The following is a 20803-nucleotide window of genomic DNA, read 5'->3' as shown; positions in this document are numbered from 1 at the left end:
GGCCCGCCCCCCGGGGCCGGGGGCCGAAACCGGGCCTGGAACCGGGGGTTGCGGGGCGGGGGTCCGGGCCGCGGGGGCGGGTGTCAGTCCACGGTGGCGGTCGGGGCGGGGGCCGGGCGGGGGGCCGAGGCCCAGCGGGTGCCGTAGGCGACCTGGCCCTTCTCCGCGGCGGCGAAGGCCTTCGTGTTCCAGTTCTTGCGCATGAACGCCTCGCGTGCCCGGATCAGCAGCGGGTTCTCCACCGCGCCCATCCGCCCGATCCGCCAGGCGATGCGCTGCAGCGGCGCGGTTCGGGCGCGGCGTTCGCGCTCGTAGCGGCGCAGCGCGGCGACGGGGTCGCCGGCGTGCTCCAGGTGCTCGGCGAGGACCAGGGCGTCCTCCAGGGCCTGGCAGGCGCCCTGGCCGATGTTGAAGGTGATGGGGTGCGCGGCGTCGCCGAGCAGGGTGACGCGGCCCTGGCCCCACCGGCGTTCGGGGCTGCGGCCCTCGACGTCGCCGCGGATGATGCCCTCCTCGGGGGTGGCGGCGAGGATGTCGGCCACCGGGCCGCCCCAGCCGCGGTGGCGGCGCAGCAGCATCTCCCGTACGCCGGACGCGTCGCGTCCGCCCGCGGGCCCGTTGGCCACGCTCATCCAGTGGACCAGGCCGGGTGCGACGTCGTAGTAGGTGAAGCGGGTGCCGGGCCCGAACATCGCGTTGAAGGTGCCCGGCGGGATGTCCGGGTGCCGCAGGGGGGAGCGGCCGCGCCAGGCGATGTAGCCGCTGTAGCGGTTGCGGGCGGGGCCGAAGAGGGCGTCGCGGACCGTGCCGTGGATGCCGTCGGCGCCGATCAGCAGGTCGCCCCGTTCGCTGCCGCCGTCCGCGAACCGTACGGTGACCCCGTCCTCGTCCTGCTCGAAGCCCCTCACGTGGGCCCCGGTGCGCACCGGGGAGCCGTGCAGGGCCTCGCGCAGCACGCCGTGCAGGACGGAGCGCTCGACGGCGATCGTGGGCGCGCCGTAGCGCTCGACGAAGTCGCCGACCGGCCAGGCGCCCAGCACCTCGCCGCGGTGGGTGCTGAAGTGCGCGACCTGCTGGGCCGGGGCCGTCTGGAGGACCTGTCCGGCCACGCCCAGGCAGTCCAGCGCGAGCACGCCGTTGGTCCAGATGTGCAGGCCCGCGCCGCCGTCGCGCAGCTCGCCGGCCCGTTCGAAGACGACGGGCTCAAGGCCGGCGCGCTGGAGCGCGAGGGCCGCGGCCAGGCCGCCGATCCCTCCGCCGGCGATGAGTATGCGACGGGCACGTCCAAGGGCCATGGGTCTGTCTCCTCGTGGCTGTCCGGGCGGATGTCCCCCGCGGGGAGGGGACGGCACTCCGCTGCGGCCCGGGGTGCTCCCTCGTCGTTCTTGCGGAATCCCCTGCGGACCACTGGAGTTGTCAACGCTAGCATTCGAAGCACTGAACTTGATAGTGTCGGCAGTACATCTAGCGTTGATAAATGCAGGCGTTGACACATCCACGTGGCGGCAGGCCATGTGGCAACCGGCAGACGGACAAGGGTGGTTGTGATGGAAACCCTCGTACAGACCCTGGCCGTGGTGGCCACGATGGCCAACGCGGTGGTCTACGGCACCGATGTCTTCTCCGCGATCGTGCAGCGGCCGGCCCTCGCGCACGTCGACGACGCGGTACTGACCAGCACCATGGGGCAGATCCACCGTTTCGGGGACCGCCGGATGCCCGTCCCGGGCGTCTTCGGCCTGCTCGCCACGGTGGCCACGGCCGTCGCGGCCGGGTTCGGCGGCCATGTGACGGCGGCCGCCGCGGCCGCCGTCGCGGCGGCGGCCCTGGTGGTGTGGCTGGCCGTCTACAACAAGGTGAGCGCGCCGGTGAACAAGGAGCTGACCGACGCGGCCCTCGACTGCCGCACCGCGCCCGACGCGCGGGGCCTGCAGCGCACCTGGGACAGCGTCATCAACGCCCGGGTCGTGCTGCAGGCGGTGGCGCTGGGCGCGATGTGCGTGGCACTCGTGGCGTCCTGACACCGCACAAGGCGGGCGCCGGGGCGGACGGGAAGGGGGTGGGGCAGGGAACCCGCGGGTCTCCTGCCCCACCCCCTTCCCGTCCGGCGGCGGCCCCTACTGCAGGGCGATGCTGCCCAGGACGGACGTCTCGGTGTCCTCGTCCAGGCCGTCGGTGATCTCACTGCCGAATACGGGGCTGAGCTCCGGCTCGTTTCCTGCGGGATTCTTCTTCTTGCTGACCATGGTGGTGTCCCTTCGGGCGTGAGCGGCCGATACCGTACCGAGATTCACGAAGGGCCGTACCGCGCGTCAAGGCGCATTGCGCCGCGTCCACCGAAATGCGAGGCGCCCTCGAGAAATCCGGCAAAAGAAATACGCATTCCGCACCGCGCTCCCCCGCGGCCGGCGGGAATCAGTACGCCGCCCGCCCCGCCCGGATTCCGCCCCGCTCCCCGCTCCCCGCTCTCCCGCCTCTCCCGCCTCTCCCGCCTCTCCCGCTTTTCCTCCCGCGGCGGTCTGTCCGGGCGGGGCGGGCGGCGCTCACGCCGGTTCGGCCGGGGCGGGCCGGGACTGGGCGAGGGCGTCCGCGAGGGTCCGCCAGATCTCCGCCGCGAGGTCGATGTTGGCGTCCGCCTGGGCCTGCTGCGCCAGGGTGCGCAGCCCGTCCACACCGGAGGCGTCGCCGCCCAGGATCAGCAGCTGCTGGCGCAGGATCTCCAGCCGCACCCGGTCGCGGTAGGTCATCCTCGGCTCGTCCCCGGCCAGGTCGCCCAGCAGGGCGCGGGCATCGTCGTAGCGGCCGGTGGCGAACGCCAGATCGGCCTTCAGCGCGGTCAGGTCCTGGCGCAGGGCGGGCGTGCCGACGAAGGCGAGAGCGGCCTCGGCCTGAGCGGCGCAGGCCTCGGCCCGCGCGGGGTCGGGAGGCAGGGTCTGCAGGTGCAGCCGGCCCGCGGCCAGCCGCAGCCTGAGCCACAGCACCAGGTCCTCCTGGCTGCCGAAGCGCTCCAGGGCCGCGTCCAGGCAGGCCTGCGCCCCGGTGTGATCGCCCTGGCGCACCCGGACGGCGGCGGCCGTCCACATCGCCTCGGCCCACAGCGCGTCGGTGCGGCCGTCGACCAGCGCGGCCAGTTCGTCGGCGTGCACCCGCGCCTCCGGCACCTGCCCGGCCTCCGCCTGCACCGACACCAGCGCCAGCAGCGCGGCGGCCCGGTCCTCCACGCCCAGCTCCTCGCCCAGGGCGAGCCGGTGGGCGGCGACGGCCGCGTCCAGGGCGGGGGTGATCTCACCGAGCGAACGCAGGCAGCGGGCCAGCCGGGTCAGGCCGCGCACCCGCAGCTCGGCCGAGCCCACCTCGTCGCCGAGCGCGACCAGCCGGTCGAGGTCGGCCCGCTCGGCGGCGTGGTCGCCCTGCAGCCGGGCGGCCCGGGCCAGCAGCCACAGCGCCTGCCAGCGCAGCACCGCGCTCTCGTGGCCCTCGGCGGCCAGCGCCGCGCGCAGCGCCCCGATGGCGTCCGCGGAACCGGTGGAGGACGCCAGCGTCAGCGCGTGCGCCAGGGAACCGGTGACCGGCTCCTCGAAGTCGGCGACGTCCAGGCCCAGCCGGCCCGCCAGATAGCCCACGGCCCGGTCGGTGGGCTGGCGCGCCCCCGATTCCAGGCGGGAGAGATAGCCGGTGGACATGCCCTCGCCGGCCAGCGCCGTCTGCGACAGCCCCTGGGCCGTCCGGAGCTTTTTCAGGCGGTGTCCGAACGCGGGCTGTCGCAGCATGACCGAATCCCCTGGGGTGAGCGGGCAAGAAAGTTTCGCCGGGAGCCGCCCCGAGCGTAGGGCGCCGGGCAACACGCGGGCAAACCTTTGCCAGGCTCCCGCCGGGAATCTCGTGCCGCTCTCACGCGCCTCTCGTGGACTCCTCCAGCGTTCCTCCAGCGCGGCGGGGCACGCTCGGCAGGACCCGGCCGGCGCACCCGGCCGGGTGCGGAGCCCCTCCGCAGGTCAACGCCCGGGAGTCGACGATGAGGCCATCGGTGTGCGCACCACCCCGGGCGGCGTGGACGGCCGCCGCGGGACACGGCAGCGGCCCCTCCCCGGCGGCGGACACCGGCCGCCCCGCCCCTCCCGCACCGGACGCGCCGTCCGACGAGGACATCGGCTGGCCCAAACGATGCGTCCCGCCCGGACCGTAACCCCCGTAATCCCCGCAATCCCCGCAACCCCCGTGCCCCTTTGCACCCCTGTGCCCCCGTGCCCGTGCCGTGCCCGTACGTACCCCCGCCGCCGGGCCGGGCGGGGGGTGCGGGTGCGGATGCGACGGATCAGGACGCCGGCGCGGCATGCGCCTGCACCTGTGCTTGCGTCTGTGCTTGCGTCTGTGCCGCGTTTCCTGCCGTGACGGAGCCCTCGGGCCAGGCCCGCCCGGCCGCGGGCGTGGACGTGGACGTGGACGTGGGCGGGAGGCTGCCGCTGCTGCTGTGGGCGGGCGGTCAGGCGGAGGGGGCGTCGGCTGCGACGGCGGCCGGGCGCAGGGGGCCGGCCGGGGGGCGCAGGCCGGATTCGAAGGCGTAGATCGCGGCGTGGACGCGGTTGCGCAGCCGCAGCTTGTGCAGCAGGTTCTGCACGTGGGTCTTCACGGTGTGCTCGGAGAGGGTCAGCGCCCGGGCTATCTCACCGTTGGACAGGCCGCGGGCCAGCAGGTCCAGGACCTGGCACTCGCGGTCGGTGAGCCGGTCGGGGCTGACGGGCGAGATGGGCGAGATGGGCGCCAGGGGCCCGGCGGCCGGCCGGCGCCCGGGCGGGGGCGGGGTGGGGCCGTGCACCAGGGTGTATCCGGCGGCGGCCAGGACGACCGCGGAGGCCAGCTGCCCGGCGGTGGCGGTGGCCGGCAGGTGGCCGCCGGCCGCCCGGCCGGCGGCGTCGGTGCGGCCCGGGCCGCCGAGGGTCAGCAGCGGCAGGTCCCCGCCGCCGAAGGCCGGCGCGGCGGGCTGTCCGCCGCCGGGCGCGCCATGGGCGACCAGGACGTGCGGGGGCAGGGCGGCCAGCGCGCGCAGCAGCGGCGGTCCCGGTTCGCTCTCGCCGGTGACGCGGATGTCGGGGTGGCCCTCGAGGAGAGCGGTGATGCCGCGGCGGGCGAGCGGGTCCTCGCCGATCACGTGCACACGCACGGCGGCCTGCGCGCCCGGACGGGGGGCCGGGGCCGGGCCGGCCGCCTCGCCGGGGGCGGGGGCCGGTGCGGGGAGCACGCGGAGTGTGGCGTGCCGCTCGTCCATGGCGGTCTCCTCCCTGTCTCCCGGGATGTCCCGCCGGTCCTTGGATGTCCCGCCGGTCCTTGGATGTCCTGCCGGGTCCTGGGATGTCCCGCCCTGTTCACCGTAGGCGGCGGGCGCGGCCGTGTCCGGTGCGCTCCAGCGGGCCACGACCCGTCCGCTACCCCCTCTCACCCCGTCTCACCCCGCGCCGGGGGTGAGGGCCAGGAGGCCTCCACGGCGGCCCGGGCGTGCAGCCGGCGGCGCGGCTCACGGCCGGCGAGAAACGGCGTCGAGGGCTGAACGCCGGGGCCGCCGTGGAGGGATCAAAGGATCAGGCGGAAACGGACCGGGGCGCGTCCACCAGGTGCAGTCCGCCGTCCGCGTCGAGATAGCCCGCATCTCCGGTGGACAGCCAGCCGTCCGCGTCCTGCGGTACCCCGGCCGGGCCGGCCGGCAAGCCGGGGCTCAGCTGCGGTCCGCGGATCTGCACCTGGCCGGTCGACCACACCGGCGCGGGCCGCTCGCCGCCCGGCAGCACGACCCGGCACTCGGTGCCCGGCAGCGGCACCCCGACCGCGCCGAGACCGGGCCGCGAGCCGGGCGGCTGGTGGTGGGAGAGGGCACACACCTCGGTGAGGCCGTAGCCCTGCAGGACCGGTACGCGCAGCGCGTCGCGCAGCCGGCGGGCGCGGCAGGGCTCCAGCGCGCCGCCGCTGACGTGCAGGGCGCTCAGCCGGTGCCCGCCCGTCCGGGCGGCGGCCCCGCCCAGCCGGGTGTCGCCGGCGAGGCGGTGCAGCCGGGCGGGCGGGGCGTAGAAGTGGGTGGCCCCCGTCCGCACGGCTGCTTCCAGCGCCCCGAAGGGATCCGGGTTCGGGCACAGCACCTGCCGGGCCCCGGCGTGCACGGCCGAGTTGAGGTGCGCGGCGTGGTAGTGCGGCAGGTGGTTGAGGACGACGGAGGAGGGGCCCAGCCGGTGGGCGAGGGCGGTCTGGGCGGCGCCCGCGAGGAGGTTGCGGTGCGTCAGCCGCACCCCGTTCAGCCGTCCCGCACCGTCCGGGGCGAACTGCAGGCACGCCACCGCGTCCACGCCCGGCGTCGGTGTCCGCGCGGACCGGCCGGCCGGCACCGACGCCAGCGCCCGCGCCAGCGGCACACCCCCGCCCGCACCCGCCGGCGTGTCTGCTGCCGCGTCCGCCGGGGTGTCCGTGAGGACGACGGTGTGCAGCAGGGGCAGCCGGTCACCGAGCCCGGCGAGCAGCCCGGCCAGCGCGGCGGGTACGAAGGCGATCTCGGCCCCGGCCGCCGAGCACACCTCGTACAGGGCGGCCGGCCCCATCAGCGGGTCGAGCAGGGCGAGCGGGTGACCGCTGCGGACGGTGCCGTAGTACACGGCGGGGAAGACCGCGTCGAGGGTGGCGGCCGCGGCGACGACCGCGCCGGCCCGGCCCGCGGCGCGGCGCACGTAGTGGGCGACACGGTCCGCCTCCCGGTCCAGGGCCGCGAACGACACCCCGGCCCCTGCCCCTGCCCCTGCCACGGTGACGGCCGGGGCGTCCGCGTCACGGGCCGCGGCCCGCCGCAGCAGGTCGTCCAGCGGGCTCTCCAGATACCTGAGGATGGGCACGGCACGACCTCCCGGCGGCAGACAGCGAAAACAGCGGATGTCCGGATGCCCCACGGTCGGCGCCCGGGCTCGAGACCCCTTCGAAACCCGCTGGAGATGGGCGCGCCCCGCACCCTCGCACCGGCCTCAGCCCGTACGGGCGGTACGGACAGTGCGGGCGGTGCGGGCGGTACGGCGGGCGGTGCGGGCGGGGGCCGTGCCGCCGGCGGCGGCAGCGGGTCCGCCGGGGCGCAGCACCCGGACGGCTTCCGGGACGGACCTGCGGGGGGCGGTCCAGTGCCAGGCCTGGGCGTAGGTGAGGATGTCGACGGATCCGGAGGCCAGCGGCAGGCTGTTGCCGTCCCCGGGCACGAGAGGGACGTCAGGCAGCCGCAGGCGGAACTGCGCGGCCATCGCGGGGCCGGGCTCGACCGCGATGACGCGCGCGCCGCGGGCGTGCAAAAGGGCGGCCGCCAGCCCGGTGCCGGCACCCGCGTCCGCGACCCGGGCGCCCTTTAAAGGACGGTTGGCGAGTTCCTCGACCGCAGGGAGCAGGGCGGGCGGACAGGAAGGGCGGTCCGCGGCATGGCCGGCAGCGGCCTGGTCGAAGGAACGGGCCTGCGAAGTGAGCGTCATACGGCCGTCCTCGGCGGGCCGAAGGCGCCCGGCACAGGGTCTTGCTGCCGTTGTCCGGCGCTGCCGCCGGCAAGTGCGGCGGACCGCCAGCGGGTGGACGCGGGCCGCTTCCCCGCACCTGCCGCACGCGTGGCGTGTGGCGTGTGGTGTGTGTGGCGCCTCATGTCTTATGCGGGGAGTGCTGAGGGGTGTCCGCCCACCGGGTGGGGCAGGGGGAAACTGCGCAGTGCCGCGCGGCTCCAGGGAAAGCCGTAGCCGAGGTGCACGACCGGGTCCTGCGCCTCGTCGGCGGGCACGGCGACGGCGACCAGCACGCCGGGCACCGGCTCCAGTTCGACGAACCGCCACGGGCGGGCCGTGTCGTCGGCCGGCGGGGTGAAGGCCCGTACGCCGCGTGCGTCGTCCAGCGTGAAGACGAACGCGTCGAAGGGCAGCCCGAGACCGAGGCCGCGGGCCTTGGAGTAGGCCTCCTTGAGGGTCCACACGCGCAGCGCGCGCCGGTCCCGGGCCGGCCCCTCGGGGGCCTGTGCGACCCATTCCCGCTCCGGGGCGGCGAAGGTCCGCACGATGGTGGTGATGGCCCGCTCGTCCCGGTCCTCCAGCCGTTCCACGTCCACACCGATGCGGTGCCGGCGCACGATGCCCAGCAGGCTGTAGCCGCCCGCGTGGGAGAGGTTGAAGTCCAGCTGGGACCCGCCGCGCGGCCCTCCCGCGGCGGCGGGCCGCAAGAAGGGCCGTCCCCGCGCGGAACGCCAGATGACCAGCTCCGCCTCGGCCAGGCCCGCCTCCAGCGCCAGCGCGCGCCGCACCAGTGTGTGGGCCAGGAGGTACTGGCGCCGGTCGCGTTCGAACAGGAAGCGGCTCGCGGTCTTCTGCTCCTGCGCGTCCAGCCAGTGCGTGGCGAGCAGGAGCGCGACCTCGGGCGGCAGGCCGTCGTTGGGACACAGCCACAGCTTGACCACCTCCCCGCCCCCCTCCCCGGAAGCAGGGGCGGGCCCGGGGGCGGGTCCGGGTCCGGGGGTGGCCGGGGGTGCGGGGCGGGCGGTCACCGCGGTGCTCCGTCCGTGCCGGGGCCCAGCTCCGGCGGGCGGGGCCGCAGCACGGTGGCGGGCAGCTCGACGGCGGCCGGGCCGGGATGCGCGGGCAGTACGGCGCAGACGTCGACCCCGGCCAGCCACAGCCGTGTCAGCTGCTCCAGGCGGCCGCCCTGCCACAGGGCGGCCACATAAGCGCGGGTCTCCTCGAGTCCCTCGATCAGCGGCGGGCCTGCGGCGGTGCGCAGATCGGCGCTGCGCACGCCCGCCGGGCCTGTGCCCGGGCCGGCGTGCGCGGCGAAGCCGGCCAGCGCGTCGGCCAGTTCGGCGACCGTGCGGACGGTCACCGCCAGACGGCAGCGCAACACCGCCCGCCCCAGGCGCAGTTCGTGCGCGACCGCGGCGAGATCCGGGCCCGCCGGGCCGCCGTCCCGGCCGCCGCCGTCGGACAGGCCGGCCGCGAGCCGGCCGGCGGTGGCCGCCAGGTGCGCGGGCGTGGCGGCGGACAGCAGCACCAGTTCCGCGGGACGCGTGCCCGGCGGCGGGCCCGTGCGGGCCGGGGCGCGGGGGACGGCAGGCGCCTCCTCCACGACCAGCACCGCACCCACACCGTCCGTGCCGTCCGTGCCTTCCCCACCGTCCGTGCCGTCCGTGCCGTCCGTGCCGTCCGTGCCGTCCGCCGCGTCCACTGTGTCTGCGGGGCCTACGGCGTCTGCGGGGGCTGCGGCGTCCGCAGAGCCTGCGGGGGCTGCGGGTCCGGGCACGCTGACCAGCGCCCTGCGGGGCAGCACGGTGCCGTCGTCGCGGCGGGCCGGCTCCCAGGCGGCGGGCGCGGGGCGGTCCGGGCCGGCCAGCAGCACGGCGTGGCGCAGCTGCCCCACGGCGCGGGCCAGGGCCGCCGCCCCGGTCACCGCCCCGGCATCGCCCACCAGCGCCGCCACCGTCCGGGAATTCTCCTCCAGACCGACCCCCAGAGCCTTCAGGGCGGCGTCCGGGACCTGCGGGCCGGCGCCCGGCGCCTCCCACCGCGGTCCGGCGTCCGGGGGCCGCAGGCCGGCCGCGGCCAGCGCGCGGCCGACCAGCCGGCCGTGCTGCGGGCCGGGAGCGGCGCGGCCCGGGTGGCCGACCGCGCTGGAGCGGATCACGGCGTGCACGCGGTCGCCGTCGGCACGGGCCGCGGCCAGCGGCTTGAGCAGCACGGCCGCCACCCCCTCACCGCCGCCGGGCCGCTGGCACGCCGGATGCAGGCGCAGCTCGACCGCGCCGACCAGCGCCGCGGCGCACTCGCCCGCGCGCAGCGCACCGAGCGCGAGGTGCAGCGCGGTCAGGAAGGAGGAGTCACCGGTGTCCACGCTCAGACTGGGCCCGCGCAGATCGAGCAGCCGCGACAGCCGCGCGGCCGGTCCGGGCCGAAATGCCGCGGGGGCGGTGTGCCGGCGCCCGGTGCCCGGCAGCGCACCGCCGGCCGGGCCGAGAGCGGCATACACACCCACGCTGCGCGCCGTGCCGTCGGCGGCGGTGAGCCGCTCCAGACGCGCTCCGGCGTATCCGGCGCTCTCCAGCGTCTGCCACGCGCTCTGCGCCAGCAGCCGCTCCCGCAGGTCCAGACCCGCCGCCTGCCGGGCATCGAGCCCGAACAGGTCCGGGTCGAACTCCTCCACACCGTCCAGGAAATGCCCCCGCCAGCCCGCACACGCCGACCGCCGCCCGCCCGGGAGCGCGGCCGCGGCGATCCGCCCCTGCAGCCCGTTGCGCCAGAACGCGTCCAGATCCCCCGCCTGCGGGAAACGGCCCTGGATCCCCACGACCGCACACGGCACACCCGCCCCCGCCCCTGCACCGTCGCCGCCACCGGGAACAGTGCCGGGGCCGGGAACAGTGCCGGGGCCGGGGCCGGGCAGCGGCTCACGCTCCGCCGCCACCGGCAGGGCCACCACCGGCGGGGCCACCACCGGCGAAGTGCCGGCCAGCAGGGCCACGGCGTGCTCACGCCGCAGGGTGCCGCCCTTGAACCGCGTCAGGATCTCCCGGGTGTCCATCACCGTGCGCCCTTCGTCTCGGACGGTCCGTCAGGCGGAGCGGGCCGCCAGCAGGGCAGCCGCCTCGTCGATGCTGAGCACCTCGTCACGTACCGCGTCGAGCAGCGCGTTCAGATCGACCTCCGCCGCCGGCAGACCCTGGGCGACGCCCGGCGCCGGATGCGCCGGGGACGGCCCCGCCCGCCCTGCCGGGACGGCAGAAGCCGCGCCAGGGCGGCCGGACGCGGGCATGCGGTGCGCGCTGTGCGCCGCCCGCGCGCTGACGTACGCCGCCATGGCCTTGAGGTCGGGCTGGTCGTAGAGCAGGTCGGGCTGCTCGCTGAGGCCGTAGGTGCGGTTGATGCCGGCCAGGAACTCCGCGGCCAGGATCGAGTCCAGCCCCAGCGCCGCGAACGGCGCGCTCACATCGATGTCCCCCGGCCCGCAGTGCAGGATCCCGGCGAGCTGCCCCCGCAGCGTGCCCGTGACCGCCTCCACATCCACAGCCGCGACCGCAGCCGCGGCCGCATCTGCCTCCGCGGCTGCCTCTGGGGCTGTGGCTGTGGTTGTGGCTGTGGTTGTGGCGGGGCGGGGGGTGCCGAGTTCGGCCGCGACGTGCCGGGCCAGTGCCTCCGGCGTCGGGTGCTCATACAGTGCGGTGGCCGCGATCCGGGTGCCGTAGCGGGCGTTGAGCGCCGCGACGAACTCGACCGACAGCATCGAGTCCAGGCCCAGCAGCCGGAAGGGCTCCTGCGCGTCGAGGGTCTGCGGCTCGATGCGCATCATGCCCGCCAGCACCGCGGTGAGCTCGGCGAGCACGTCGGCCGCGGGCGTCGGCGAGACCGCGGGCGGCTGAGGGACGGATGTCATGGTGGGCGTCTCCAAGGGTCGTATCCCGGGTGGCCGTTGTGGCATTGTGGGCGCCGCCGGCACCCCGCCACATCCCCGGCCGTGGTGATCCCCGCCGGTGGTGACTGGCTCCCGGGAACCAGCCGCCGCCGTGGCCCTCCGCCCAAAGAATGAGCCGCCCGCCGGCGCCGTCACCGCATCCCCCACGCATCCCCCACGCGTCACTTCGCGCACTGCCCCGCGAAAGCTGCCCTGCCGCGCCCTGCCGCACTGCCCTGCCGTGCCGGCCCGCGCGGGTCCGCGCCGTGTCAGCGGACCCGCGCGGGTGCGGGCGGGCCTGCGCCGTCGGCCGGGGCGGGCGCCGGTGCCGCCTCCGGCGCCGCGGTCTGGATCGAGTGCTGCAGCCGCCGCAGCCGCGGCGAGGGCTCCAGGCCCAGGTCCGCAACGAGGGTGGCGCGCAGCTGGTGGTAGACGCTGAGCGACTCGCTGCGCCGCCCCGAGCGGTGCAGGGCCAGCATGAACTGCGCGTGCAGGTTCTCGTGGGTGCGGTAACGGCTGGTCAGCACGGTCAGTTCGGGCAGCAGTTCGCGGTGGCGGCCCAGCCGCAGATCGGCCTCGATGCGCTGGTCCAGCGCGCACAGCCGGCTCTCCTCCAGCCGCCGGGCCTCCATCGCCAGCTGCGCCCCGGCCTGGACGTCGGCGAACGCGGTCCCGGTCCACAGCGCCAGCGCCCGGCCCAGGGTGCGGGCCGCCTCGGCGAAGGCGCCCTGGTCCATGGCCCGGTAGCCCTCCCCCGCAAGCCGCTCGAAGGCGCGCACGTCACTGCTGCCGCCGCCGGAGGCGAGCAGATAGCCGCCCGGCAGGGTCATCAGGACGTCCTTGGCGGCGGCCCGGTCGTCCCCCAGCGCCTGCGCGATGAGCTCGCGCAGCTGCAGCACGTACGTCTGCAGCGTGGTGCGGGCGCTGCGCGGCGGGGCCGCGCCCCACAGTTCCTCGGTGAGGGCCGCGACCGGCACCACCTGGTCGGCGTGGAGCGCCAGCAGAGCCAGGACCTGCCGCGGTTTCGGCGCGGTCGGGGTGATGGACACCCCGTTCTCCCGCACCGCCAGTGCGCCCAGTACATCGATGTCCACGCCGTCTCCCCTGGTCGGTGTGCCGTGCCGCACCCACGATTACAAAACAGCACGTCCGGTCTGTCAATACTAGACCGTTCGTGCTGTTTCTATCGGGTGACGGGCCGGCAGCAGGCCGGCGACAGACAGGCAACAGGCCGCCGGAGGGCCGGAATTCTCCGGTCCGCACCCTCCGGGAAGGGGCCGGGCCCCGGCCCTGCCCGCCGCGGCCGGCGGCCCGCAAAGCAGACCGCAGGGTCTGCTCCCGGGACAGGACGGGGGCAGCAAGGGGCAGGACGGGACGGGGAAGGGGCGGGGACGGGGCGGGGAAGGGGCGGGGCGGGGGCGGGGCGGGGGGTTACTGCGGGGGGTTGCCGTGTTTGCGGGAGGGCAGGTCGGCGTGTTTGGCGTGCAGCATGGCCAGGGAGCGGATGAGGACCTCGCGGGTGGCGGCGGGGTCGATGACGTCGTCGACCAGGCCGCGTTCGGCGGCGTAGTAGGGGTGCATGAGTTCGGACTTGTACTCCTTGACCATGCGGGCGCGCATGGCCTCGGGGTCGGCGGCCTCGGCGATCTGCCGGCGGAAGATGACGCCTGCCGCACCTTCCGCGCCCATCACGGCGATCTCGTTGGTGGGCCAGGCGTAGGTGAGGTCGGCCCCGATGGACTGGGAGTCCATGACGATGTAGGCGCCGCCGTAGGCCTTGCGCAGGATGAGCGAGATCCGCGGCACGGTCGCGTTGCAGTACGCGTACAGCAGCTTCGCGCCGTGCCGGATGATCCCGCCGTGCTCCTGGTCCACCCCGGGCAGGAACCCGGGCACGTCCAGCAGGGTGACGATCGGGATGTTGAAGGCGTCGCACATCTGCACGAACCGGGCGGCCTTCTCGGAGGCCTCGATGTCCAGCACGCCGGCCAGGGCCTGCGGCTGGTTGGCGACGATGCCCACCACCTGGCCGTCCAGACGGGCCAGCGCGCAGATGATGTTGCGGGCCCAGCGCTCGTGGACCTCCAGGCAGTCGCCGTCGTCGACGATCTCCTCGATGACCTTCGCCATGTCGTAGGGGCGGTTGCCGTCCGCGGGGACCAGGTCCAGGAGAATCTCGCCGCGCCGTCCGGCCGGGTCGTGGGGGGTGGTGTGCGGGGGGTTCTCGCGGTTGTTCTGCGGGAGCATCGACAGGAGGTAGCGGACCTCGGCGAGGCAGGTCTCCTCGTCGTCGTAGGCGAAGTGCGCCACGCCGGAGGTCTCCGCGTGGACGTCGGCGCCGCCGAGCCCGTTCTGGGTGATCTCCTCGCCGGTGACCGCCTTGACGACGTCGGGGCCGGTGATGAACATCTGCGAGGTCTCGCGGACCATGAACACGAAGTCCGTCAGGGCGGGGCTGTAGGCGGCGCCGCCCGCGCACGGGCCGAGCATCACCGAGATCTGCGGGATGACGCCGGAGGCCTTGGTGTTGCGCTGGAAGATGCCGCCGTACCCGGCGAGCGCGCTCACACCCTCCTGGATGCGGGCGCCCGCACCGTCGTTGAGGGACACCAGCGGCGCGCCGGCCGCGATGGCCATGTCCATGATCTTGTGGATCTTCGTGGCGTGGGCCTCGCCCAGTGCGCCGCCGAAGATGCGGAAGTCGTGCGCGTAGACGAAGACCGTGCGGCCCTCCACCGTGCCCCAGCCGGTGACGACACCGTCGGTGTACGGCTTCCTGGCCTCCAGGCCGAACCCGGTCGCCCGGTGCCGGCGCAGCTGCTCGACCTCCTGGAAGCTGCCGTCGTCCAGCAGCAGGGCGATGCGTTCCCGGGCGGTCAGCTTGCCCTTGGCGTGCTGCGCGGCGGTCGCCTTCTCCCCCGGGCCCAGCCGGGCCGCCTCACGGATCGCGTGCAGTTCGGCCACGCGACCGCGGACACCGGCCGGCCCCCGCTCGGCCGGGGCCGGGCCCGCGGCCGGGGCCGGGCCCTGGGCGGAAACGGGGGCGGGGGCGGTGGTCATTGCCATGTCAGGTCCCTTTCTGGGGCGGGTAGTTCCGCATCACCGCCGGCCGCGCGGGGCCCGGTGGGTGCGGGGCCGGTGTCACTGCCAGCTGCGCGGGGCCCGGCGGGTGCGGGGCCGCCACCAGCGGGAGCCGTTGACCGGCTTGCCCCGGCGGGGGAACGCGCCGCCTGCGCGCAGCGCGAGCAGCACCACGGTCAGTGCGGCCAGTTCCTCGTCGCTGGCCTGCCCGCGCTCCACGCGCAGGACGGGCTCGTGGTGCTCCGGCGTGCCCATACCCCTCCTTCGGTCGTGGGGACACCGTCGGCCACCCGGCTCAAGAACCGCTCTCACTGCGCTCGAAGAGCACTGCACACGGCGGCGGACCGGGCGCGGGGGCGTGTGCCGCGAGGCGGGGGGCGGGGGGCGGGGGGAAACGCTTCGGCCAGCCGCCGCCCGTGCGGGCGGGCGGGTGGAGGGGCGGCGCGGGCCGGGCGGCGGCGCGGGCGGCGCGCGGTGCGGCGCGTACGCGGCGGGGCCGGGGAAATGGTGTCTTGACTGCGCCGGTGGCGGTGATTACGGATCCGGCCGGCCCCCGCGCCGGCGCGGGGAAAGGGGACGACGGTAGCCGTGTGGAGTGCGGCGACAGCGGAATCAGGAGTTCTCCTCGAGCGGCCGTACACACGTTCTCCAGAGCGTCAAACGGCGTACGCGGCACCGGACTTGGAAGTCCGCTCGAGAACGGATCCAGGAAAACGCTGGACGGGGACGGCCGCGGCTAGCGTGAGCGGCGGCGCGGATTTCTGGCCAACGGAATGGAACGGGACAAGGAGCTCGACGACATACGGAATGCGGAATACGGAGGAGACCGTGAGGATTCAGGTTCTGGGTCCGTTGAGTGCCGAGGTCAACGGGGGATCCATCGTTCCGAGCGCGGGCAAGCCGCGGCAGATCCTGTCGCTGCTGGCGTTGTATCCCGGGCGGGTGATGCCCGTCCCGACCCTCATGGAGGAGATCTGGGCGACACAGCCGCCGCAGAGCGCGCTGACCACGCTGCAGACCTACATCCTGCAGCTGCGCCGGCGGCTGGGCACCGCGATGGGGCCCGGTGCGCCGGGCGGCGCCAAGGAGGTGCTGGCCACCCGGCACGGCGGCTATCTGCTGCAGATCCCGCCCGACTGTGTCGACGTGCACCAGTACGACCGGCTGACGAGGGAGGGACAGGCCGCCTTCGAGAGCGGCGACGACGAGGTCTCCGCCGCCCGTTTCAAGGCGGCCCTGGGCCTGTGGCAGGGCCCCGCCCTGGTCGACGTACGGCTGGGGCCGGTCCTGGAGATCGAGGTGGTGCGGCTGGAGGAGAGCCGGCTGGTCACCGTGGAACGGCGCATCGACGCCGACCTGCGGCTGGGCCGGCACGCCGAACTCATCGCCGAACTCATCGAACTGACCGCCCGTCACCCCCAGCACGAGGGACTGCACTCCCAGGCCATGGTGGCGCTGTACCGCTCGGGCCGGCAGGCCTCCGCGCTGGAGGTCTACCGCCGGCTGCGGGTACGGCTGATCGAGGACCTGGGGGTGGAACCCTCCCCCCAGCTGCAACGCCTCCACCAGGCCGTCCTGACCGTCGACCCCCAGCTGGACGTCCTCGCAGGCCCGCGCCACAGCTCCACCTACGACCTGTTCACCGCCTGACGGGCCCTGCCCGTTGCTCCTGCCCGTTGCTCCTGTCCGTTGCTCCTGTCCGTTGCTCCTGTCCGTTGCTCCTGTCCGTTGCCCGCCGCGGTCGCGGCGGGCAGGGGCGGGCAACGGGCGGGGGCGGGAGGGGTGCTGCGGGCCGGTGGCATACGGGGCCGGGGCCGAAGCCGGGGCGGGCAGGCGGGGTCCGCCCGGGCTGCCCGGCGGGGTCGGCCGTCTCCCCCTCGGCGGCCCTCGACGGCTCGGCCGGGCCCCCTTCTGCGCGGGCGCGGCGCCGCGCCCGCGCCTTCCAGCGCCAGGCTCCCCGCTCGTCAGCACGGTGTGCCGGCGTGCTCAGGAACACCTCGGGCGGTGCGGAGCCGTGGACGGTATCGAGCGTCTTTGGCCGGCAGAACCAGGCCCCGGCGCACCTGCCGGCGAACCGATGGCCGGGCTGCCCTGACTTCTTCCACCGGTACGGGATACGGGGACCTGCGCACCGCCGTCGAGTGGCCGGCGGCCAGGACCGGCAGCACGCCCGGTGAGCTGAACCCCGTGATGGGACAAGGCCCGCTCTCCACCCCGCGGGCGGCCAGGCTCCCGGTACCGACCGCAAGGCGGCCCTCTGCGCGCCGGCCGGGCGCCTCACCGGCGTACGGATGCGCGAGGAACTCCTCGCGCAGGCCGCCTGCCAGAGGGGCGGGATACCCGAAGAGCCCGCCGGGGCACGGGAGGGCGTCACCATCGGCGAGAGGGACGCACACGGCGAGCGGACGTACGTCCAGCTCCGGCTCGGCCGGCCCTGACACGGGGCGGAGCGGGACGGCGGGGCGGGACGGCGGGGCGGGGCGGGGCGGGTTCAGGGGGGCGGGGTGAGGACGGAGCGCACCCCCCGGGCGAGGGCGGACGCGCAGGCGGCGGCGTCGCCGATGCCGGTCATGACCACGGCCGCCGCGGCGCCGGGAGCATGCGGCGTGCGCTGGGCGAGTTCGTAGGCCGCCCTCCCGCCGGGCCCGCACCCGCACAGCACCAGGCGCCGGCCCGGCCCGGGTGCCTGGTGCAGCACGGCCGGCAGTACGCCCGGCGCGCCGTCCCCGTGCACGGCCACGATCTGCTCCGGGCCGCGGTGGCCGCGGACGAACAGGTCGTAGCTGCCCGCCGGCACACCGGGGGCGGTGACCAGGCAGATCACGTCCGCGTGCGGATGCCCGGGCCGCAGCACGGTCAGGGCGGGGTGCGGCGGGGGCGGCACGGGCCGGGCCATACGCGGTATCGCGCTGTGGGCCAGCAGGTCCAGCAGTTGTCCGGCACTGGCCTCGGCCTGCCGGTACTCGGGCAGCGCACGCAGCAGGCGTACGCACTGGGAGTGCAGCGCGGCGGCGTCCTCGTCCGCCAGCTGCGCCCGGTCGTAGAACAGGCCCAGGACCAGGCCGCCTGCGCTGTCGTGCCGGGCGGCGAGGGTGACGGGCCCGCCGGTGGCGCCGGCCGCGCTGCGGGGGGTGTCCGCGTGGACGCCCTGGGCGGCGAGTTCGCTGCGCAGGGCCTTCGGCAGCGGGAGCGGGCCGTCGAAACGCACCAGGGTGCTGCCGGCACCGCAGACCGGACCGCAACCGGCAACAGGACCGCAACCGGCAACAGGACCGGGACCGGGACCAGGGGCGGGGCCGGGACCAGGGCCGGGGGCGGGGGTGGTGGGCGGGCGGGGGGTCCACGCGCGGATCGTCTCGGTGCTGGCCCACGGGTAGGCGGCCAGGTCCAGCAGCGTGTCGCGGACCTGGTGCAGCAGGTCCGCCAGCGGGGCGGCCGGATCGACGGTCACGGTCATCGGCAGCGGGCTGTCCAGCAGGCCGGGAATGCCCGCGGCACCCGGCAGGGCGATGTCCCGGCCCGACAGCTGCACCCCGAAACTCACCGGCAGCGGCCCCGGGGCGCGAGCCGCCCGGTACAGCAGCAGCGCCCACACCAGGTGCAGCGCGCTGGACTCGGCGGCGCCGCGCAGCGCGGCCCAGGAACGCAGCCGGAAGGTCTCCGGCGCCCGCAGCCGGGTGCGCAGCAGACCGGGCCCGCTCTGCCCGGTGGCACCGCCCGGCCGTCCCGGGCGGGCGGCGGCCCGCGGCGGCGGCGCGGCGCGGGCCCAGAACTGCCGCGCGGCCGTGGTGTCCTGGCCCGCCAGCCAGCGGGCGTGGTCGCGCAGGTCGGGACGGCGTTCCCCGCCGGGCAGGACACCGCCGCCGGCATAGGCGCGGTAGAACTCCCGCAGCAGCAGATGCACACCCCGCTCGTCGAGGAGAGCCGGGTGATAGGTCAGCAGCACCCGCGGCGCCGCACCCGCACCGCCGCCGGGCTCCGCCTCCAGCACGGTCAGCCGCAGCAGCCCCGGCCGGTGCAGCACAAACCCCCGCGCCCGGTCCCGCCGCAGAAGCTGCGGCCAGGTGACGGCGGCCGGGGAAAACACGGCGATGTCCGCCTCGGCCCGGGCGTGCAGCACCAGACGCGGCGCGGCGACCCAGTCGAAACAGGCCCGCAGGACACACTCCCGGTCGACGACGGACTGCCACGCCGCGGCGAACCGCGCCACGTCAAAAGGCCCGGACCAGTCCCAGTACAACTGCTCGACCAGACCACCCCCACCACCGTCGCCGCCGTCGCTGCTGTCGCTGCTGTCGCTGCTGTCGCTGCTGTCGGTGCCCGTGCCGGCGGGGGCGGGAGTGCCGGCGGGGGTGGGGGTGAGGGCGGCGCGCAGCAGGGTCTGCTGGTGTCCGGTGACCGGGAGGATCTCCCCGCCCGGCGGGGGCGGGGCCAGCAGGTCGGCCAGCAGGTCCGCGGGCAGCGCAGCACACCCGCCCGCGGCGGGCGGGGTCAGGCGCAGCGTGTGGTGGCCGGGCCGGTGACTGTCCAGCGCGACCCCGAAGGCACGGTGGCGCTGCGCGAGCCGGGCGGCGACCGTCTCGGCGTCCGCCGGGCCCAGCGGGCCGCGCAGTTCCAGGACCAGCGGGCCGCCCGCCGGCAGCGGGACCGGCTCGTACACCACGGCAAGGACAGCGCCCTGCGGCACGTACTGGCTGCTCATCCGCCCTCCCGGACCCCAGAACCCGCCCCCGCGGCACGGCGGACCGGCCCCCTGCACCCCTTACCCGACCAGCAAGACCAGCAAGACCGGCAAGGACGGCAGGGGCGTGGGGAGGACACGCACGGCAGGCACGGCGGGCACGGCGGGCACGGCGGGCACGGCCACTGCGGGTGCGGCAGCCGCTGGCGCGGGCACGGCGGGCACGGCCACTGCGGGTGCGGGTTCGGGCGGGACGGCATCGGGCGGGGTGACGGCAAACGGGCCGGCTGCGCGGTGGGCGCGGGCCGCGGCGCCCGGCCCGCGACGGGCCGGGCGGCAGCGAAAGCTGCCGCCGGGACGTCCTACGGCGGCGCCGCCCCGCACGGGGACAGGCCGGGCAGGGACAGGCCGGGCGGGGGCGGGCCGGGCCGGGTGCGGTGGGGTGGCTGCACGGTGGTTCACGACGCCCGCCTCTCGTCATGTCGGCTGTGCGCCGGAGCTGCCCGGCAGCTGCCAGCCTAACGTCGCCGCAGGTGGGAGGCCTGTTTCCTCGAGCGGGTGTGGAGCGGGCCGCGAAGCGCTCTCGATTTCCTCCGGCGGACGGCGGGCGCTGCTGACCAGATACCGGCCGTGGACGAGATGAGTGGCCAGAATCCACCGCGCCACACCGTCCGGCTCGCCGGCCAGGACCGTACGGCCCTGCTCGTCGCGGCAAAACCCGACCGCCGAGAAACGGCGCCGCATGCCGTGCCCGAGCGCCTTGGTGTAGGCCTCCTTGAGGGTCCACAGGTGCAGCAGCCGCAGCGCCCGCTCGTCCTCGCCCAGCGCGGCGAGCTCCGCGGCCTCGTCCGGGGTGCACACATAGGGGTGCAGCAGCTCGAAGGAGGGCCGGCGGGTGACGGGCTCGGCGTCCACCCCGATCGGCCCGCTGCGGCTGATACCGACCACGATCAGCTCGTCGGTGTGGGCCAGGCTCACCTCGGCCTCGGCCAGGCCGCGCAGATGCGGACGGCCGCCCGGCCGGTAGGCGAGGTCGAGGGCGTCCGCCGGGACCTGGAGCACGGCGGCCGCGGTGTGCTTGAGGACCATCCGGGAGACGGCGAACCGCAGCCGGCCCTCCGGAGCGGCCGTCTGCCGGTAACGCGGCCAGTCACGACCGAGCAGAGACCGCAGCCCGGGATCCAGCAGCGCCGCCGTCAGCCACTGCCCCCAGGTGGTGTGCACCAGGGCATGGCCCTGCCCGGCGAGCTGGTCGTGCACCTGCTCCCACGGCCCGTCCGGCCCCGCCACGTGCAACGGCCGCCCCGGCGACAGCCCGGCCAGCCCCCCGGCCCCCCACCCGGACAACAGCCCGGCCGGCACACCGGACGACAGACCGGCCGGCAGACCCGGCGGCACACCGGACGACAGACCGGACGGCGGAACAGGCGAGGTCCCTGGCGGCAGGCCGGAGGGCAGTCCGGGCAGCAGTAGGCCGGGCACCCGCTCTCCCCCGCCGTCCCCCGCCCCGACCCGCCCCGGCCCGCCAAAACCCCGTCCGCCGGAACCCGCCCCGGCGGACACGGTCCCGGCGGGCACGGTCCCAGGAGGTGCGGCCCCGGGAGGTGTGTCCCCGGG

General features: G+C 76.1%; 15 protein-coding genes and 2 pseudogenes. 3 read left to right on the top strand and 14 right to left on the bottom strand.

All coding sequences use genetic code 11. The annotated features are described in order from the left end of the window. Window positions 1-83: 83 nt before the first annotated feature. Complete coding sequence (locus ACFVWD_RS12475) at window positions 84-1295, bottom strand: FAD-dependent monooxygenase (RefSeq protein ID WP_389595583.1); 1212 nt, start codon at window positions 1293-1295, stop codon at window positions 84-86. Window positions 1296-1547: 252 nt separating this feature from the next. On the opposite strand from ACFVWD_RS12475, the gene ACFVWD_RS12470 reads away from it, so the two are divergent. Next, window positions 1548-2021: a DUF1772 domain-containing protein gene (locus tag ACFVWD_RS12470; protein WP_389595581.1), complete on the top strand. Its 474-nt coding sequence runs from the start codon at window positions 1548-1550 to the stop codon at window positions 2019-2021. Between the two features lie 96 nt (window positions 2022-2117). On the opposite strand, the gene ACFVWD_RS12465 is transcribed toward ACFVWD_RS12470, so the two are convergent. The 11 genes and pseudogenes from ACFVWD_RS12465 to ACFVWD_RS12415 all read right to left on the bottom strand — a co-directional run bounded on the left by ACFVWD_RS12465 (window position 2118) and on the right by ACFVWD_RS12415 (window position 14760). Continuing rightward, a complete protein-coding gene (locus ACFVWD_RS12465) occupies window positions 2118-2246 on the bottom strand; it encodes a hypothetical protein (RefSeq protein ID WP_389595579.1) in 129 nt (42 codons plus the stop codon). 297 nt (window positions 2247-2543) lie between these two features. Continuing rightward, the gene (locus ACFVWD_RS12460) at window positions 2544-3770 is read right to left on the bottom strand and encodes a helix-turn-helix domain-containing protein (RefSeq protein ID WP_389595577.1); all 1227 of its coding nucleotides are present in this window, start codon (window positions 3768-3770) and stop codon (window positions 2544-2546) included. A 713-nt stretch (window positions 3771-4483) separates the two neighbouring features. After that, window positions 4484-5266, bottom strand: coding sequence for a response regulator transcription factor (locus tag ACFVWD_RS12455; RefSeq protein ID WP_389595575.1), 783 nt, complete (start codon window positions 5264-5266; stop codon window positions 4484-4486). Window positions 5267-5576: 310 nt separating this feature from the next. Next, window positions 5577-6869, bottom strand: a complete 1293-nt coding sequence (locus ACFVWD_RS12450) for an AMP-binding protein (protein WP_389595573.1) — start codon at window positions 6867-6869, stop codon at window positions 5577-5579. A 210-nt stretch (window positions 6870-7079) separates the two neighbouring features. Further along, window positions 7080-7484: pseudogene (locus ACFVWD_RS12445) on the bottom strand (class I SAM-dependent methyltransferase); the annotation flags it as partial. Window positions 7485-7651: 167 nt separating this feature from the next. Beyond that, window positions 7652-8533, bottom strand: coding sequence for a 4'-phosphopantetheinyl transferase family protein (locus ACFVWD_RS12440; protein WP_389595571.1), 882 nt, complete (start codon window positions 8531-8533; stop codon window positions 7652-7654). Beyond that, entirely contained in the window at window positions 8530-10557 is a 2028-nt protein-coding gene (locus tag ACFVWD_RS12435) for a polyketide synthase (protein ID WP_389595569.1), read from the bottom strand. Before ACFVWD_RS12435 ends, ACFVWD_RS12440 begins: the two co-directional genes overlap by 4 nt. A 30-nt stretch (window positions 10558-10587) precedes the next feature. Further along, window positions 10588-11406, bottom strand: a complete 819-nt coding sequence (locus ACFVWD_RS12430) for a phosphopantetheine-binding protein (RefSeq protein WP_389595567.1) — start codon at window positions 11404-11406, stop codon at window positions 10588-10590. A gap of 287 nt (window positions 11407-11693) precedes the next feature. Further along, the gene (locus ACFVWD_RS12425) at window positions 11694-12518 is read right to left on the bottom strand and encodes a BTAD domain-containing putative transcriptional regulator (RefSeq protein WP_389595565.1); all 825 of its coding nucleotides are present in this window, start codon (window positions 12516-12518) and stop codon (window positions 11694-11696) included. A 337-nt stretch (window positions 12519-12855) separates the two neighbouring features. Continuing rightward, window positions 12856-14490 (bottom strand): acyl-CoA carboxylase subunit beta, encoded by a 1635-nt coding sequence (locus ACFVWD_RS12420; protein WP_389595563.1) that lies wholly within the window; start codon window positions 14488-14490, stop codon window positions 12856-12858. A 75-nt stretch (window positions 14491-14565) separates the two neighbouring features. After that, a complete protein-coding gene (locus tag ACFVWD_RS12415) occupies window positions 14566-14760 on the bottom strand; it encodes an acyl-CoA carboxylase subunit epsilon (protein WP_389595562.1) in 195 nt (64 codons plus the stop codon). 573 nt (window positions 14761-15333) lie between these two features. Between ACFVWD_RS12415 and ACFVWD_RS12410 the strand changes: the two genes are divergently transcribed. Both ACFVWD_RS12410 and ACFVWD_RS12405 read left to right on the top strand, forming a co-directional pair. Then, window positions 15334-16155 (top strand): AfsR/SARP family transcriptional regulator, encoded by an 822-nt coding sequence (locus ACFVWD_RS12410; protein ID WP_054231258.1) that lies wholly within the window; start codon window positions 15334-15336, stop codon window positions 16153-16155. 587 nt (window positions 16156-16742) lie between these two features. After that, window positions 16743-16943: pseudogene (locus ACFVWD_RS12405) on the top strand (hypothetical protein); the annotation flags it as partial. Between the two features lie 53 nt (window positions 16944-16996). Here ACFVWD_RS12405 and ACFVWD_RS12400 read toward each other — a convergent pair. Together ACFVWD_RS12400 and ACFVWD_RS12395 are read right to left on the bottom strand one after the other, a co-directional pair. After that, window positions 16997-19207: a condensation domain-containing protein gene (locus tag ACFVWD_RS12400; RefSeq protein WP_389595560.1), complete on the bottom strand. Its 2211-nt coding sequence runs from the start codon at window positions 19205-19207 to the stop codon at window positions 16997-16999. 456 nt (window positions 19208-19663) lie between these two features. After that, a complete protein-coding gene (locus ACFVWD_RS12395; RefSeq protein WP_389595558.1) occupies window positions 19664-20668 on the bottom strand; it encodes a 4'-phosphopantetheinyl transferase family protein in 1005 nt (334 codons plus the stop codon). Between the last annotated feature and the right edge of the window lie 135 nt (window positions 20669-20803).

Source organism: Streptomyces sp. NPDC058086 (genome assembly GCF_042885015.1).
Taxonomy (GTDB): Bacteria; Actinomycetota; Actinomycetes; order Streptomycetales; family Streptomycetaceae; genus Streptomyces.
This window is presented reverse-complemented; position numbering and strand designations above follow the sequence as displayed.

Bases quoted from the DNA above. Each gene is read 5' to 3' on its own strand.
- ACFVWD_RS12470 (WP_389595581.1), top strand. From the start codon at position 1,548: ATGGAAACCCTCGTACAGACCCTGGCCGTGGTGGCCACGATGGCCAAC.
- ACFVWD_RS12435 (WP_389595569.1), bottom strand. From the start codon at position 10,557: ATGGACACCCGGGAGATCCTGACGCGGTTCAAGGGCGGCACCCTGCGG.
- ACFVWD_RS12415 (WP_389595562.1), bottom strand. From the start codon at position 14,760: ATGGGCACGCCGGAGCACCACGAGCCCGTCCTGCGCGTGGAGCGCGGG.
- ACFVWD_RS12455 (WP_389595575.1), bottom strand. From the start codon at position 5,266: ATGGACGAGCGGCACGCCACACTCCGCGTGCTCCCCGCACCGGCCCCC.
- ACFVWD_RS12460 (WP_389595577.1), bottom strand. From the start codon at position 3,770: ATGCTGCGACAGCCCGCGTTCGGACACCGCCTGAAAAAGCTCCGGACG.
- ACFVWD_RS12430 (WP_389595567.1), bottom strand. From the start codon at position 11,406: ATGACATCCGTCCCTCAGCCGCCCGCGGTCTCGCCGACGCCCGCGGCC.
- ACFVWD_RS12465 (WP_389595579.1), bottom strand. From the start codon at position 2,246: ATGGTCAGCAAGAAGAAGAATCCCGCAGGAAACGAGCCGGAGCTCAGC.
- ACFVWD_RS12400 (WP_389595560.1), bottom strand. From the start codon at position 19,207: ATGAGCAGCCAGTACGTGCCGCAGGGCGCTGTCCTTGCCGTGGTGTAC.
- ACFVWD_RS12420 (WP_389595563.1), bottom strand. From the start codon at position 14,490: ATGGCAATGACCACCGCCCCCGCCCCCGTTTCCGCCCAGGGCCCGGCC.
- ACFVWD_RS12475 (WP_389595583.1), bottom strand. From the start codon at position 1,295: ATGGCCCTTGGACGTGCCCGTCGCATACTCATCGCCGGCGGAGGGATC.